Origin of the sequence: Oerskovia sp. NPDC060287 (assembly GCF_042726775.1) — a bacterium.
Taxonomy (GTDB): domain Bacteria; phylum Actinomycetota; class Actinomycetes; order Actinomycetales; family Cellulomonadaceae; genus Oerskovia; species Oerskovia merdavium.
Window position 1 is genome coordinate 1 of sequence record NZ_JBHXBO010000096.1, and the last position, 15,740, is coordinate 15,740.

The 15,740-nt window shown below is 72.2% G+C and carries 9 protein-coding genes; 4 read left to right on the forward strand and 5 right to left on the reverse strand.

Annotation, left to right across the window (positions count from 1 at the left end; all coding sequences use genetic code 11):
• Positions 1-62 precede the first annotated feature (62 nt).
• From ACFWFR_RS10390 to ACFWFR_RS10400, 3 genes are all read right to left on the reverse strand, one after another.
• The gene (locus ACFWFR_RS10390; RefSeq protein ID WP_377622869.1) at positions 63-971 is read right to left on the reverse strand and encodes a sulfurtransferase; all 909 of its coding nucleotides are present in this window, start codon (positions 969-971) and stop codon (positions 63-65) included.
• A gap of 222 nt (positions 972-1,193) precedes the next feature.
• Entirely contained in the window at positions 1,194-1,697 is a 504-nt protein-coding gene (gene ybaK, locus ACFWFR_RS10395; protein WP_191802911.1) for a Cys-tRNA(Pro) deacylase, read from the reverse strand.
• Positions 1,698-1,712: 15 nt separating this feature from the next.
• Complete coding sequence (locus ACFWFR_RS10400; protein WP_377622872.1) at positions 1,713-2,981, reverse strand: CynX/NimT family MFS transporter; 1,269 nt, start codon at positions 2,979-2,981, stop codon at positions 1,713-1,715.
• Positions 2,982-3,056: 75 nt separating this feature from the next.
• On the opposite strand from ACFWFR_RS10400, the gene ACFWFR_RS10405 reads away from it, so the two are divergent.
• Positions 3,057-3,704: a FadR/GntR family transcriptional regulator gene (locus ACFWFR_RS10405; RefSeq protein WP_377615963.1), complete on the forward strand. Its 648-nt coding sequence runs from the start codon at positions 3,057-3,059 to the stop codon at positions 3,702-3,704.
• A 19-nt stretch (positions 3,705-3,723) separates the two neighbouring features.
• Here ACFWFR_RS10405 and ACFWFR_RS10410 read toward each other — a convergent pair whose 3' ends face one another.
• Positions 3,724-4,452: a VIT family protein gene (locus tag ACFWFR_RS10410; protein ID WP_377622874.1), complete on the reverse strand. Its 729-nt coding sequence runs from the start codon at positions 4,450-4,452 to the stop codon at positions 3,724-3,726.
• 210 nt (positions 4,453-4,662) lie between these two features.
• Here ACFWFR_RS10410 and ACFWFR_RS10415 point away from each other — a divergent pair, with 210 nt between their 5' ends.
• Positions 4,663-5,613, forward strand: coding sequence for an Acg family FMN-binding oxidoreductase (locus ACFWFR_RS10415; RefSeq protein ID WP_377622876.1), 951 nt, complete (start codon positions 4,663-4,665; stop codon positions 5,611-5,613).
• A 6-nt stretch (positions 5,614-5,619) separates the two neighbouring features.
• On the opposite strand, the gene ACFWFR_RS10420 is transcribed toward ACFWFR_RS10415, so the two are convergent.
• Positions 5,620-8,274: a DEAD/DEAH box helicase gene (locus ACFWFR_RS10420; protein WP_377622878.1), complete on the reverse strand. Its 2,655-nt coding sequence runs from the start codon at positions 8,272-8,274 to the stop codon at positions 5,620-5,622.
• Positions 8,275-8,472: 198 nt separating this feature from the next.
• On the opposite strand from ACFWFR_RS10420, the gene ACFWFR_RS10425 reads away from it, so the two are divergent.
• Complete coding sequence (locus tag ACFWFR_RS10425) at positions 8,473-12,090, forward strand: GH92 family glycosyl hydrolase (protein WP_377622880.1); 3,618 nt, start codon at positions 8,473-8,475, stop codon at positions 12,088-12,090.
• Positions 12,091-12,249: 159 nt separating this feature from the next.
• A complete protein-coding gene (locus tag ACFWFR_RS10430) occupies positions 12,250-15,738 on the forward strand; it encodes a GH92 family glycosyl hydrolase (RefSeq protein ID WP_377622882.1) in 3,489 nt (1,162 codons plus the stop codon).
• Positions 15,739-15,740: the final 2 nt, after the last annotated feature.

Here is a 15,740-nt window from a genome sequence, read left to right on the forward strand (position 1 = left end):
GGGTCCGCGACCCGGCCCACCGCCGTCGGGCACCAGGAGAGCGCCCCGTGCGGGGCGTCACCTCAGAGGCGCGCGGGGACCTCGCCCGGCTCGGTGCCCTTGACGATCGGGACGCGGACCGCGTTGCCCCACTCGGTCCACGAGCCGTCGTAGTTGCGGACCTTGTCGAAGCCGAGCAGGTACGTCAGCGCGAACCACGTGTGGCTCGAACGCTCGCCGATACGGCAGTAGGTGATGACCTCGTCGTCGGTCGACAGCCCCAGGCCGCCCTCCTGGTAGATCGCCTCGAGCTCCTCGCGCGACTTGTAGGTGCCGTCCTCGGCGACCGCGGTCGCCCACGGGACGTTGCGCGCCGTGGGGATGTGACCGCCGCGCAGCACGCCCTCCTCGGGGTAGTCCGGGATGTGCAGGCGCTCGCCCGTGAACTCCTGCGGCGAACGGATGTCGACCAGCGGGCCGTTGCCCAGGTGAGCGAGCACGTCCTCCTTGAAGGCGCGGATCGTCTCGTCGTCGCGCTCGACCACGGGGTACTCGACGGGCTCGGGCGTGGGGACGTCGGTCGTGGTCTCGCGGCCCTCGGCGATCCACTTGCCGCGCCCGCCGTCGAGGAGGCGGACGTCCTCGTGGCCGAACAGCGTGAAGACCCATGCCGAGTACGCGGCCCACCAGTTGTTCTTGTCGCCGTACAGGACGACCGTGGTGTCGCGCGAGATGCCCTTGGAGCCGAGCAGCTGGGCGAAGCCCTTGCCGTCGAGGTAGTCGCGCAGGTCGGGGTCGTTGAGGTCGGTGTGCCAGTCGACCTTGACGGCGCCCGGGACGTGCCCGGTCTCGTAGAGCAGCACGTCCTCGTCGGACTCGACGACGACGACGTTCTCGTCGTGCAGGTGCTCGGCGAGCCAGTCCGTGGAGACGAGGCGGTCGGGGTGGGCGTAGGCGGCGATCTTCTCGGTCGTGTCGAGGGGTGCGGACATGATGTCCTCCTGAGGGCTCATGGGCTGGCAGGGCGGCGGCGGGGATGCACGCAGGACGGCGCGGGCGGGGTCGGGCTGAGACGTGCGTGCCGGCGCGGTGGGTACCGCTCGGGCACGCTCGTCACTCTAGGAACGGTGTCCACGGACCGGAAGGCCCGTCGCACATGCTGAGACAGTGTTACCCGTCGGAGGGCAGCGCCAGGGCGGCCGAGGACGGGCCCGTCAGTCGCGAGCGATGGGTGCTGTCACCGCGCCCGTGAGGGAGACCAGGTCCGCGGGGGCCAGGCCCACGTCGAGCCCGCGGCGCCCGCCCGAGACGTAGACGGCGTCGAACGCCAGTGCCGACTCGTCGATCACGGTGCGCAGCCGTTGACGCTGGCCCAGGGGCGAGATGCCGCCCACCACGTACCCGGTCGCACGCTCGGCCGCGGCCTGCTCGGCCATCGCGGCCTTCTTGCCGCCCGCCGCGTGGGCGAGCGCCTTGAGGTCGAGCTTGCGGTCCACGGGCACGACGCCCACGACGAGCGTCCCGTCGACCGAGGTGACCAGGGTCTTGAACACCTGCTCGGCCGGGATGCCGATCGCGGCCGCCGCCTCGAGCCCGTAGCTCAGGTCGGACGACGGGTCGTGCTCGTAGGGGTGCACGGTGTGCGGGACCCCGGCCTTCTCGAGCGCGACGAGCGCGGGGGTGCCTGCGTGGGGGGAGGACTTCTGCTTCTTGGCCACAGGGAGATTGTGCCCCTAGGCGCGCGTCTGCGGGGGGTGCGGGAAGGTGGCGGCTTGTTGCGGCGGTCGTGTCGCCGAGTCCTCCACGAAGCGTGGACGGCAGGCGAACCAGCCGGCGACCACTCCGGGGACCACGGTCGCTGCGAGCGCGAGGAGCGGGATCGTCCACGAGCCGGTCGCCTCGCGGAGAAGGCCCAGGCCCAGCGGGCCGAAGCAGGCCAGGCCGTAGCCGATCCCCTGGACGAAGCCGGAGACGGCCGATGCCGACTCCGGGGTCCTGGTCCGGCGGTTGATCAGCGTCATGCAGAGCGGGAACGTGCTCACCCCGATCCCGAGGGCGCACACCCAGAGCACCGTGCCGCCGAGCGGGGAGAGGATTAGGCCCAGGTAGCCGGCCATCAGGACGACCGAGCACGCGACGACCACGACGAACGGGTTCGCCATGCGCGTGGCCACGTGCGGGACCACCAACGCCGCAGCCACGCCCCAGGCCGAGTACAGCGCGATCATGGAGCCGCCCAGGGCCGGGCTCCCGCCCGCGTCGGTGAGCACGGCCGGCACCCAGGTGATGATCCCGTAGTTGGACAGGGCCATCATCGCGAACAGGACGACCAGACCCCAGGCGGTCGACGACCGGCTGATCCGTGGCCTCGCCCCCGTGGTCGCCGGGACGCTCGGGCGGTGGTGGTCGGCGGGCAGCCGCGCTGCCAGGACGAGCCACACCACCGCGGCCAGCGCGGCCGGGACCGCCCAGACCCCTACCGAGAGCCGCCAGCTCGTCGCCTCCGCCACCGGGACGGCCAGCAGCGGGGCGACGAACTGACCCGTCTGCATCAGGAGCAGGTAGAGCGAGGTCCACAGGGCGATCCGGTCGGGGAACCAGGCCTTCACCAGGGGGACGATCACGACGTTCGCGGCGCCGATCCCGGCCAGGGCCAGCACGGTCGACAGCACGAGCGCCAGGGGAGTCGGTGAGAAGGCGCGCACCACGAGCGACAGGGCGGTCAGGCTCAGCGCCACCGTGGCCGTGCGCTCGAGCCCGAACCTCCTCGTCACCACCGGGGCGAGAAACCCGAAGACGGCGAACGACGCCGCAGGCACGGTCCCGAGCAGGCCTGCCAGGGCCACCCCGAACCCGAGGTCGGACCCCATGATCTCGAGGAGCGGGGTGAATCCGGTCACGGCCGTGCGGAGGTTGACCGCCGTCAGCGCGACGGCAAGGCCGGCCCACACGGTCAGGCGCCCACGGCGTACCGGGATGCGCGCTGGAGAGAGTGTCGTCACGCTAAACTCCACGATGAGATCGGCGAATGATGGGATCATGGGATGAATCCAGGTGAGTCTGACACACGGCGGCCGATGCGTCGAGCAGGTCTGATCGACCAGGCGGTCGAGCGCTTCCGCGACGAGGTGGTCTCCGGTCGCTGGCCGGTCGGCGAACGGATACCGACCGAGACCGACCTGGTGGCGGAGTTCGGGGTGGGGCGGAACACGGTCCGCGAAGCGCTCCAGTCGTTGGTGCACGCGGGTCTGCTGCGCCGTGAGCAGGGCCGCGGCACCTTCGTCATCTCCAGCTCCGAGCTGACGAGCACCCTGGAACGTCAGCTCGCCGGGGGCAGCCGTCGCCACTACCTGGAGCTGCGCCTCGCCCTGGACAGCACCGCGGCCTCGCTCGCCGCATCGAGCCGCTCGGAAGCCGACGTCGAGCTGCTGCGCGAGCTGCGCGACCGACGCGCATCGATCTGGTCGACAGGGGACCGCGACCAGCGGGCAGGCGCCGACCTCGACCTGCACCGTGCGATCGTGGCGGCCACGCACAACCCGCTCTACCTGCAGCTCTACTCCAGCATGCTCGACGTCTTCGCGGTCCACATGCGCGACGAGGAGCACGAGGACGAGGACGCGGCCCACCGTCGCCACCACGAGCTGGTCGAGGCGATCGCGGAGGGGGACGCCGATCGGGCAGCGGCGATGGTGGCCGCCATCTTCGGGCCGTTCATGCACTGAGCCGCGGAGCGGGGTCCCGCTAGACGTTCACGTCGACGAGCGAGCCGATCCCGTACGTCACCGCCATGGCGATCGCGCCACCCAGGACCGTGCGGATCGTGGCCCGCCGGGTCGGCGACTGCCCGAGCTTCGCGCTGCCCCAACCCGTGAGGACCAGCGCCAGGACGACCGCGACGAACGTCACGGGGATCCGTGCTGCGGTGGGGGACAGGAGGATCGCGGCCATGGGGAGCAGACCACCCACCGTGAACGAGACGATCGAGGCGACCGCGGCCTCCCACGGCGAGGTCAGGTCGTCGGGGTCGATGTTGAGCTCGGCGTCGGCGTGCGCCGCGAGCGGGTCGTGCGCCGTGAGCTGGACGGCGACCTCGTGCGCGAGCTCGGGCGTGAGCCCCTTGGCCCGGTAGATCCCCGCGAGCTCGGTGAGCTCCTCGTCGGGCATGGTCGCGAGCTCCTGGCGCTCCTTGGCGAGCATGGCCTCCTCGGTGTCGCGCTGCGTGCTCACCGAGACGTACTCGCCCGCGGCCATCGACAGGGCCCCGGCGAGCAGCGCGGCGGCGCCCGCGGTCGCGATGACGGGGATCGACGTGCTGGTGGCGGCGACACCCACGACCACGCCCGCGGTCGAGACGATCCCGTCGTTCGCGCCGAGCACCCCGGCGCGCAGCCTGTTGAGCCGCGACCCGGTCCCCTCGGTCTGGTGCTGCTCTCCCTCGTGCGGTGTCGTCTCCTGGTCGCGTGCGCTCATGAGGCCACGGTAGGACGGGGGAGCGAGCCTGTCGTGGTGGGCCACGACGCGCTCGCTCCCGTCCCGGGCGCCGAGCGTGTGACCTGCACCTCAGGCCCGCGAGGACCTTCGTCCCTGGCCGACCCCGGCCCGTCCTGAGAGGCTCGAGGTGGCAGAGGTGACCGCCGGCAGGGGATGCGTCAGGGGCGCATCGGAGCAGGGAGAACGCACATGAGCATCGACGACCCTCGTATCGAACGGATCCTCGCGGCCGCGTCGCGGGCCCCCAGCGTCCACAACACCCAGCCGTGGTCGGTCCGCGTGCGCGGCACCACGCTCGACGTCCTGGCCGACGACTCGCGCCGGCTGACGCACGCCGACCCCGCAGGCCGGGAGATGCTCATCAGCTGTGGCGCGTTCCTCGCGAACCTGCGCGTCGCGGCGCGCCGCGAGTCCTTCCGTCCGGTGCTGACGCTGCTGCCCGACGACGCCGACCCTGCCCTGGTCGCCCGCGTCGACCTGGTGCCGGGCGTCCTGCCCGACGCCGACGAGCTCGACCTCGCGGTCGCGATCGAGCGGCGTGCCACGTCACGGGTGCCGTTCGAGGACCAGCCGCTCGACGCCGACGTCGTCGACGACCTCGACAGGGCGGCGACGTCCGAGGGGGCACGGCTCGTGACGCTCGCGCCGCAGGCGCCCGAGCGGACCGTGCTGCTGGACCTCGTGCGCGAGGCCGAGGAGGCCGCCGGCAAGGACCACACGGGCCGCGTCGAGCAGGCGCGCTGGGTCACGAGCGACCCCGACCGGCCCGACGGGATCCCGGTCGCGGCGCTCGGTCCTGCGAGCGACGACGCGCTGGCCCCCGTGCGGCACTTCGGCGGCGACCGCACGAGCGACCGGGCCGCGTTCGAGCACCGGTCGACGCTCGCGGTCCTCACGACCCCCGGCGACTCCGTGCGTGACTGGCTCGCAGCGGGCCAGGCCCTCGAACGCGTCCTGCTGACCGCGACCACCTACTTCGTGCACGCCTCGTTCGCGACGACGGTCCTGGAGAACCCGACCACGCGGGCCGCGCTCGCGGCGGCGCTCGACGCGGGGGCGCCTCAGATGGTGCTGCGACTGGGATACAGCGCGACGTCCCCCCGGACGCCCCGCCGCCCGGCCGACGACGTGGTCCGGTAGACCCCGTCAGATCGTCCCGACCGCCACGACGCTCAGCACCACGGCACCGGCCTCGTCGCTCGCCGCGAGGTCGACGACGGCGCTGATCGCCCAGTCGTGGTCGCCGGCCGGGTCGTCGAGCACCTGGCGGACGAACCACGTGCCGGGCTCGACGCGCTCGCCGTCGGGGCGCACGCCGTTCTCGAAGATCTGCACGAGGGCCGACGAGCGCGCCGCGGCGTCCACGCCGATCGCGTCGTTGCCGTGCAGCTCGAACATCGGGTCGAGCGCGTCGGCCCACGCGTCGCCGTCCCAGCCGCTCGCCTTGTCGAGGGCCTCGAGCGCGTCGTAGTTCTCGCGCGCCGCGAGCTCGACCCGGCGGAACAGGGCGTTGCGGACCAGGACGCGGAACGAGCGCGGGTTGCCCGTGACGGGACGGACCGGGGCCTCGGCGCCCGTGCCGGACAGCGGGCCGTCGCCGACCTCGTCGTCCGCGTCGTCGTCGACCGGGTTGGCCAGGCGCTCCCACTCGTCGAGCAGCGAAGAGTCGGTGCCCCGTACCAGCTCGCCCAGCCACTCGGTGATGTCCTGGACCTCCTCGGTGCGGTGCTCCTCGGAGATCGTCTGGCGCATCGAGCGGTACGCGTCCGCGAGGTAGCGCAGCACGACACCCTCGGTGCGGTCCAGGCCGTACACGGACACGAACTCTCCGAAGGTCATGGCCCGCTCGACCATGTCCCGCACGACCGACTTGGGCGAGAGCTCGGCGTCGGAGACCCACGGGTTCGAGTGCTTGTACGTGACGAACGCGGGCTCGAGCAGCTCTGCGAGGGGCTTGGGCCACGTGATGGTCTCGAGCAGCGCCATGCGCTCCTCGTACTCGTACCCCTCGGCCTTCATGGCCGCCACGGCCTCGCCGCGGGCCCGGTGCTGCTGCGCGACGAGCACCTGGCGCGGGTCGGACAGCGTGGCCTCCAGGACCGAGACGACGTCGAGCGCGTGCGTGGGGGACTCGACGTCGAGCAGGTCGAGCGCCGCGAGCGCGAACGGCGACAAGGGCTGGTTGAGCGCGAACTCGCGCGGCAGGTCGACCGTGAGGCGCACCGTGGGGCGCTGCCCGCTCGGGTACGTCGGGTCGGGCACGCGCACGCGCTCGACGATGCCCGCGACGCGCAGCGAGCGGTAGATGCGGAACACCTGGCGCACGTGGCGCTCGCGCTGGGCCTCGGTGTCGTGGTTGGCCGTGAGCAGGTGCTTCATGGCTCGGACCGGGTCCTCGCCCTTGTCCCCACGGGCGAGCACGTTGAGCACCATGGCGTGGTTGACCGTGAAGTGGCTGGTCAGGGCCTCGGGGTCGGCGTCGCGCAGACGCTCGAACGTCGCGTCGGTCCAGTTGACCGCACCTGCGGGTGCCTTCTTGCGGACGATCTTCTTGAGCTTCTTGGGGTCGTCCCCGGCCTTGGCGAGCAGCTTGCGGTTCTCGATCACGTGCTCGGGGGCCATGACGAGGACCTCACCGAGCGTGTCGTAGCCCGCACGGCCGGCGCGGCCCGCGATCTGGTGGAACTCGCGTGCCGTGAGGTGGCGCATGCGCTCGCCGTCGAACTTCACGAGGCTCGTCATGAGGACGGTGCGGATGGGGACGTTGATGCCGACGCCCAGGGTGTCGGTGCCGCACACGACCTTGAGCAGCCCGGCCTGGGTCAGGCGCTCGACCACGCGACGGTACTTGGGCAGCATGCCCGCGTGGTGCACGCCCACGCCGTGGCGCAGGAACTTGCTGAGCGTCCTGCCGAACCCCGACGTGAAGCGGAAGTCGCCCAGCTCGGCCGCGATCGCGTCCTTCTCCGAGCGGCTCGCGACGTTGATGCTCAGCAGGGCCTGGGCGCGGTCGACCGCGTCCTTCTGGGTGAAGTGCACGACGTAGACGGGCGCCCGGTGCGTCGTGACGAGCTCCTCGATGACCTCGCCCAGCGGCTCGACGACGTAGGCGAACGTGAGCGGCACGGGACGCTCGGCGCTCGTGACCTCGGCGACGGGGCGTCCCGTGCGGGTCTCGAGGTCCTCGGTGAACGTGCTCGTGTCGCCCAGCGTCGCGGACATGAGCACGAACTGCGCCTGGGGCAGCTCGAGGAGCGGGACCTGCCAGGCCCAGCCGCGCTGCGGGTCCGCGTAGTAGTGGAACTCGTCCATGACGACCTGCGCGACGTCCGCGTCGGCGCCGTCGCGCAGCGCGATGTTCGCGAGGATCTCCGCGGTGCAGCAGATGATCGGTGCGGTCGGGTTGACCGACGAGTCGCCCGTCATCATGCCCACGTTCGCGGACCCGAACACCGCGACGAGAGCGAAGAACTTCTCGCTCACGAGCGCCTTGAGCGGGGCCGTGTAGTAGCTGCGCCCGGGGGTTCCTGCACGGTGCGCGGCGAGGGCCGCGTAGTGCGCGCCGACCGCCACGAGCGACTTGCCCGACCCCGTGGGCGTGGCCAGGATGACGTGCGCGCCCGAGAAGATCTCGATGACGGCCTCGTCCTGGTGGGCGTAGAGGTCGATCCCCGTCTCGGTGGCCCACTCGGTGAACCCTTCGTAGAGGGCGTCAGGGTCCGGGGTGCCCGAGCCGTCCGGTGCCGGCAGGTGACGAACCAGGCCGGGCTCGGGACGGGTGGTGGGGGTCGTGGTGCTCATCGTGGCCATTGTCGCAGAGCGGGCGCCGGGCGGTGGGCCGCGTCGCGTGGTCGCCCGGCTGTGCCGCGCCACCGGGGGACGGCAACCTTATGGCTCCCGTGGACAGCGCTGTCATGCCATGCAAAGGTGCAGAACGCCCAGCACTGACGCTGGGTACACCGAGCAGCCCACGCCGTGGTGGGCAGGAGGGCGAGCCGTATGACTCCTCGTCAGCACGCGACAACTCGTTCGAAGCAGCACCGTCGGAGCCCGATCCCGTCGACCGCCCTGGCGCTCGCGCTCCTCGTGGGGGCCGTTCCTGCGGCGACCGCTCTCCCGGCCGCGGCCGCGGCCGCGGGCGCGGCGCCGGCCGCCCCGACCGCGGTCCAGGCCGAGGTCGTCCCGGTGGACCAGCCCCTCGTCTCGTACGTCAACCCGTTCATCGGGACCAAGGACGACGGGAACACCTACCCCGGGGCGAGCGTCCCGTTCGGCATGGTGCAGTTCTCGCCCGACAACGGCCACAACGTCGGGTACGACCACGGGCGCGACCGCATCCGCGGGTTCTCGCTCGTGCACCTCTCGGGGGTCGGGTGCGGGCTGGGTGGCACGCTGCCCGTCCTGCCCACGACGGGCGACGTCACCTCGACCGACTACGGGCAGTACGCCCTGCAGTACTCGCACGACGACGAGGAGGCCTCGCCCGGGTACTACCGCGTGGGGCTCCAGGCGTCGGCGGGCACGATCGACGCCGAGCTCACGGCCGACGAGCACACCGCGGTCCAGCGCTACACGTTCCCGTCGACCGACAAGGCGAACGTGCTGATCAACACCGGCCAGGCCCTCAACCGGGTCACCGGGTCGACCGTGACCGTGATCGACGACCGCACGGTCGAGACGACCATCACCCAGCGCGGCTTCTGCCAGGACACGCAGCCCTTCACGATCCACACGCGCACGACGTTCGACCGCCCCTTCACGACCTACGGCACCTGGCAGGGCGGCACCGTCACGGCGGGCGCCCCGAGCGCCACGGGCGACGGCCGCGTGGGCGCCTACCTCCGGTTCGACACCACGGGCGGCGACCTCGACGTCGAGGCGACCACCTCGATGAGCTACGTCGACGCAGCGGGAGCCTCCGCGAACCTCGAGGCCGAGGCGGGCACGTTCGACGAGGCCCGCACGGCCGCGACCGCCGCGTGGGAGGAGCGGCTCGGGTCGGTCGCCGTCCAGCGCGGCGCAGAGGACGACCTGCGCACCTTCTACTCCTCGCTCTACCGGAGCTTCCTGGCCCCCAACACGGGCACCGACGTCGACGGGCGCTACCGCGGCTGGGACCAGGAGGTCCACGTCGCCGAGGACTTCACCTACTACCAGAACTTCTCGCTGTGGGACACGTACCGCACGCAGCAGCAGCTGCTCGCGCTCCTCGCCCCGCAGGAGTCGCAGGACATGGCGCTGTCCGTGGTGCGCGCGGCGGAGCAGGGCGGCTGGCTGCCGCGCTGGGGCTACGGGACCGTCGAGACCAACATCATGACGGGCGACCCGGCCACGCCGTTCCTCGTGAGCGCGTGGAGCCAGGGGCTCCTCGCGGGGCACGAGGAGGAGGCCTACGCGGTCCTCCAGCAGAGCGCCGACAACATGGCCCCCGCCGACTCGCCGTTCAACGGACGCGCGGGCAACGACACGTACCTGGCGAGCGGGTTCGTCCCGCACGAGCCGGGACGGTCGGGCAAGCCCGGAGACTACGACCTGCAGCACGGTGGTTCGGCAACGCTCGAGTACGCGCTCTCGGACGCGATGCTCGCGACCATGGCGCGCGGCCTCGGCCATGACGAGGACGCCGACCGCTACGCCGCGCGCGGCCAGAGCTACCGTTCGGTGTTCGACCCGCGCACCGGGGCCTTCCGCGCCCGCAACGCCGACGGCCTGTTCGTGGGCGACCCCGACCCGGCCAAGAGCGACGGGTTCCACGAGGGCACCGCGGTCCAGTACCAGTGGCTCGTCCAGCAGGACGTCCCGGGCCTCGTGGACCTGATCGGCGGCACGGACGCCGCCAACGACGCGCTCGACGCGTTCTTCGCGTACGACCAGCTGCTCGTGGACCCCGAGAAGACGGCCCGCGAGGTGTGGGTCAACGGCACCTACTCCTACTACGACCAGGACACCTACAACCCCAACAACGAGCCCAACCTCCACGCGCCGTACGTGTACCTGTGGACCGGGCAGCCGTGGAAGACCAACGACGTGGTGCGCGCGGCCCTGACCCTCTTCACCGACGGCCCCGACGGCGTCACGGGCAACGACGACCTGGGCACCATGTCGGCGTGGCACGTCCTGTCGGGGCTCGGGATCTACCCGATCGTGCCGGGCACGGACACGTGGGGCCTCTCGACCCCCCTGTTCGACGACGTCCGGATCGACCTCGACGAGTCGTTCTACGCCCGGAGCGAGCTGCACATCACCGCACCGGGGACGTCGACCGAGAACCGCTACACGGCCTCGGTCACCGCAGGGGACACCGCGGTGGACCGCGCCTACCTCACGGGCCCCGAGCTGACCGCGGCCGGAACGCTGTCGTTCGCCACGAGCGCCGAGCACACCGCGTGGGCCACGGGCGAGGACGCCGCGCCGGGCGCGGTCGACCGCGTCGACGTCGAGGTGAGCCGCCTGTTCGCAGGCCTCTCGACCGCGCACCCGGTCATCCGACCGGGCGCGACGGTCGACCTCGTGGCGAGCGTCGTCGCGCAGGGCCCGGGCACCGTCTCGGGCGAGATCCAGGTGACCGGGAGCGACGCGGTCCAGGTCCAGGACGGCTCGGGTCCGTGGTCCGTCGTCTCGGACGGGCTGCCGGCCACGAGCGAGATCCCGCTGAGGCTCTCGGCCGCTCCGGGCGTCGCGCCCGGTGCGTACCCCGTCACGGTCGTCGTGACCGACGCTGCGGGGCACGAGGTCTCCCGTGAGGTGACCGTCGTCGTCGCAGCGGAGTCGTGGCTGCGCAGCAGCTTCGACAACGTGGGGATCGGCGACACCGGCGCCGCGAACGCGAACTTCGACGGGCAGGGGGCCTACCTCCTGCGTGACCTGCTCGCCGAGCAGGGCGCCGTCCAGGGCGTGCCGGGGCTCGTCCCCGGCACGCAGCTCACCTACGTGCTCGCGGCCGAGGAGCCGGGGGCGCCCGACAACGTCCGCGCGAACGGCCAGGTGCTCGACGTGCGCGCGAGCATCGGCACAGCGCGCCAGGTCTCGCTGGTCGGCTCGAGCAACAACGGCACGCACGGGGGCGACCTGGTCCTGGGATTCACCGACGGGACGAGCCAGACGACGCGGGTCGAGCTGAGCGACTGGTGCACGGGGTCGCCCGTGGCCGGGAACATCCTCGTCGCCAAGGCGGGCGCTCGCGGCAGCGGCACGGGGACCCAGCGCATCGGGTGCGGCCTGTACGCCACGGCTCCGATCGCCGTCCCCGAGGGCAAGGCGCTCGCGACGATCACCCTGCCGCGCGCGACCAACATGCACGTGTTCGCGGTGGCGAGCGATGCGGTCGTGGTGGGGCCTGTGTTCGACGTGGTGGTCTCGGCCAGGACGCAGTGCGTGGCGGGGCGTGTGGTGGTCTCGGCGCGTGCGGTGAGCGGTGAGGACCTGCCGGTGGACGTGAAGGTGTCCTCGGTGTTCGGGTCCAGGTCGTTCGTGGGTCTGGCGTCGGGCAAGAGTGCGTCGGCGTCGTTCGCGACGCGTTCCGGCGCGGTCGAGGCGGGCCAGGTCACGGTCGTGGTCACCCAGGACGGTCGCTCGCAGGAGGTCGTGGCGTCCTACGACGCCACCACCTGCGACTGACCCACCACGTGCCCGCCCGGGGAGAGGGAACCCCGGGCGGGCACGTCGGTGCGACCCGCCCGACGCGCAGGACACGGGCGGGGCGCCCCCGGTCCGCCGGGACGACCGGCGTTCCGCAGCACGTCACGAGGTCAGGTACGACCAACGAGGGAGCAGAGCGTGAGAACAGCACGAGGCAGGACACGAAGGGTCGTCGCGGCACTCGCCGCAGCGGCCGTCGCGGGCGCGGGGCTCGTGGGAGGGGCGGCGGTCGCCGCCCCGCCGGCACCAGCGGCCGGGGCCTCCGACACCGGACTGGTGACCGACCCGGTCGACCTGGTCGACCCGATGGTCGGCACGGGGCAGGCGAACGGCGTCGTGGGGGAGATCAACAACTTCCCCGGACCGTCGATGCCGTTCGGCATGATGCAGCTCTCGCCCGACACCCAGGTGTCGGTGGGGAACGGCGACCGGGCGTACGCGGGGTACCGCTACTCGCACCAGGCGATCCGCGGGTTCTCGATGAACCACGCGTCGGCCGGGTGCTGGGTGTTCGGCGACGTCCCGATCCTGCCTGTCGCCGGGAGCGTGGGCAGTGCGCCGTGGGACCGCAAGGAGGAGTTCTCGCACGACCAGGAGAGCGCCGAGGTGGGCAGGTACGCGGTGACCCTCAAGAGCTCGGGCATCGAGGCCGAGCTCTCGGCCGCGACGCGCTCGGGCGGCATGACGTTCGACTATCCGCAGACGGGCGACGCGCAGGTCATCGTCAACCCGGGCGGTTCGCTCGGCACGGTCTTCGGGTCCACGGTCGAGGTCACGGGCAGCCGCACGGTCACCGGCTCGGTGTCGAGCGGCGGGTTCTGCGGCAAGGGCAACCGCTACACGCTCTACTACGCGGTCGAGTTCGACCAGGACTTCTCGTCGTTCGGCACGTGGGAGGGCACGACCCTCACGACGGGCGACCGCTCGGCGAAGGGAAGCCGCGCGGGAGCGTGGACGACGTTCGCGCCGGGCTCGACGGTCCAGGCCAAGGTCGCGATGTCGTACGTGAGCGTCGAGGGCGCGCAGGCCAACCTCGCGGCCGAGATCCCGGGCTGGGACTTCGACGCGGTGAGGGACGACAACCGCGCGGCCTGGTCCGACCTGCTGGGCAAGGTCCAGGTCGCGGGCGAGGACGCCGCCGACAAGACCATGTTCTACACCTCGCTGTACCACTCGATGATGCACCCCAACACGTTCGACGACGTCGACGGCCGCTACGTCGGGTTCGACCAGCAGATCCACCAGGTCGCCGACGGTCGCACCCGGTACGCCAACTTCTCCGACTGGGACACCTACCGGTCGCTCGGCGCGCTCCAGGCGGTGCTCGCCCCCGAGCGCGCCTCGGACATGGCGCAGTCGCTCGTGAGCTCGGCCGTCGAGGGCGGCTGGCTCCCGCGCTGGCCCGTCGCCAACGGGTACACGGGGCAGATGACCGGGGACAGCTCGGTCCCCCTCATCGCGAGCATGTACGCGTTCGGTGCGCGGGACTTCGACGCCGAGACGGCGCTCGAGTACATGGTCAAGGGCGCCACGACCGAGGGCCGGACCCCGAGCGGATACGTCCAGCGGCACGGGATCGGGACCTACCTCGAGCGCGGGTACGCCCCGCAGACCGAGGAGTTCCGGGGTGACCACCGCGTGGTCGGGGCGTCCATCACGCTCGAGTGGTCGGTCGCGGACTTCGCGATCGGTCGCCTCGCGGGGGCCCTGGGCCAGGACGAGACCGCGGCCGAGTACCAGGCGCGCGGCCAGTACTGGCAGAACATCTTCGACCCGAGCACGAGCACGGTCGCAGCCCGCAACGCGGACGGCTCGTTCGTGGTCCCGGACGGGAGCGGCGGGTTCGGGCAGGAAGGCTTCGACGAGGGCAACGCCGAGCAGTACACGTGGCTCGTCCCGCAGAACGTCGCGGCGCTCACCGAGGGGCTGGGCGGTCGGGAGGCCGTGGCCGAGCGGCTCGACCGGTTCACCACGGCCCACAACTCGGGTCCCAACGAGCCCCGGCTCTGGATCGGCAACGAGCCGAACTTCGGCGTGCCGTGGCTGTACGACTACGTGGGACAGCCCTGGCGCACGACCGAGCTGGTCGACGAGATCACCGCGACGCTGTTCTCCCCGACGCCGGACGGGAAGCCGGGCAACGACGACCTGGGCGCGCAGGCGGGCTGGTACGTCTGGGCCGCCGCGGGCCTGTACCCCACGACCCCCGGGACCGACGTCCTGGCGATCAACACCCCGCGCTTCGACCGGGTCGTGATCGACCTCGGAGACGGCAAGGCGCTCGACCTGCGGGCGCCGGGCGCGTCGACGGGGCAGCGGTACATCACGGGCATGACGGTCGACGGGCAGCCCTGGGACCGGACCTACCTGCCCGAGGGCCTGATCCACGAGGGCGGGGTCGTCGAGCTGGCCCTGTCGGCCGAGCGCGACACGTCCTGGGGCACGTCGCCCGAGGCCTCGCCGCCGTCGTTCCGCGAGGGTGAGCAGGGGCTCGTCGCGAACGCGGGGAGCGCGCTCGTCTCGGTCGCCCCGGGCGGCACGGCGACGTCGCCGGTCGACGCCCAGCTCTTCGGGGACCTGGAAGCTCAGGTCGCGGTCTCGGTCGACGCGCCCACGGGCATCACGGTCACGGGTGAGGCCCTCGTGCCCGACGGCGCAGGTCACCTGCGCGGTGACCTCACCTTCGCGGTGGGGCAGGACGTGCCCGAGGGCTTCCACGACGTCGAGGTCACGCTCACGGCCGGGGGTACCGAGAGGCGTGTCCCGGTCACGGTGCGGGTCGCGGCCGAGGGAAGCCTGTTCGCGGCGTTCGACACGGTGGGGAGCGCGAGCCAGGCCCAGCGGGGCGGCGCCGACTTCGACGGTGCGGGGAACTCGTTCTCGCGCGAGGCGCTCGCGCAGGCGGGGCTCACACCGGGTTCGGCGCACGACGTCGGCGGGCTGCCGTTCGTCTGGCCCTCCTCGCCCGAAGGACGCCCGGACTCGCTCACGCTCGACGGCGAGACGGTCGTCCTGCCGGCGCCGAGCGCGGGCTTCTCGCTCGTCGGTGCTGCGACCAACGGGACCCAGCAGGGCCAGGCGACCGTGACGTTCACGGACGGGACCACGGCCACGACCACGGTCGGCTTCGGTGACTGGGTCCTGCCCAGCGCGGACGGCAGCCCGGTCCTGGGGAACGCGGTGGTCGCGCGCATGGACCGCCGCAACGGGGACAAGGACAGCGCGTTCGTGTTCTCCACGGCCCCCTACGTGGCCCCCGAGGGCAAGAAGATCGTCTCGATCACGTTCCCGCGGAACAAGGACCTGCACGTGTTCGCGGTGGCGAGCGATGCGGTCGTGGCGGGGCCTGTGTTCGACGTGGTGGTCTCGGCGAGGACGCAGTGCGTGGCGGGGCGGGTGGTGGTCTCGGCGCGTGCGGTGAGCGGTGAGGAGTCGCCGGTGGACGTGAGGGTGTCGTCGGCGTTCGGCAGCAGGTCGTTCGTGGGTCTGGCGTCGGGCAAGAGTGCGTCGGCGTCGTTCGCGACGCGTTCGGGTGCGGTCGAGGCGGGCCAGGTCACGGTCGTGGTCACCCAGGACGGTCGCTCGCAGGAGGTCGTGGCGTCCTACGACGCCACCACCTGCGACTGACC

Excerpts from the sequence above, each read along its gene's own strand:
- ACFWFR_RS10390 (WP_377622869.1), bottom strand. The coding sequence starts at position 971 with ATGTCCGCACCCCTCGACACGACCGAGAAGATCGCCGCCTACGCCCAC.
- ACFWFR_RS10405 (WP_377615963.1), top strand. The coding sequence starts at position 3,057 with ATGCGTCGAGCAGGTCTGATCGACCAGGCGGTCGAGCGCTTCCGCGAC.
- ACFWFR_RS10410 (WP_377622874.1), bottom strand. The coding sequence starts at position 4,452 with ATGAGCGCACGCGACCAGGAGACGACACCGCACGAGGGAGAGCAGCAC.
- ACFWFR_RS10415 (WP_377622876.1), top strand. The coding sequence starts at position 4,663 with ATGAGCATCGACGACCCTCGTATCGAACGGATCCTCGCGGCCGCGTCG.
- ACFWFR_RS10420 (WP_377622878.1), bottom strand. The coding sequence starts at position 8,274 with ATGAGCACCACGACCCCCACCACCCGTCCCGAGCCCGGCCTGGTTCGT.
- ACFWFR_RS10425 (WP_377622880.1), top strand. The coding sequence starts at position 8,473 with ATGACTCCTCGTCAGCACGCGACAACTCGTTCGAAGCAGCACCGTCGG.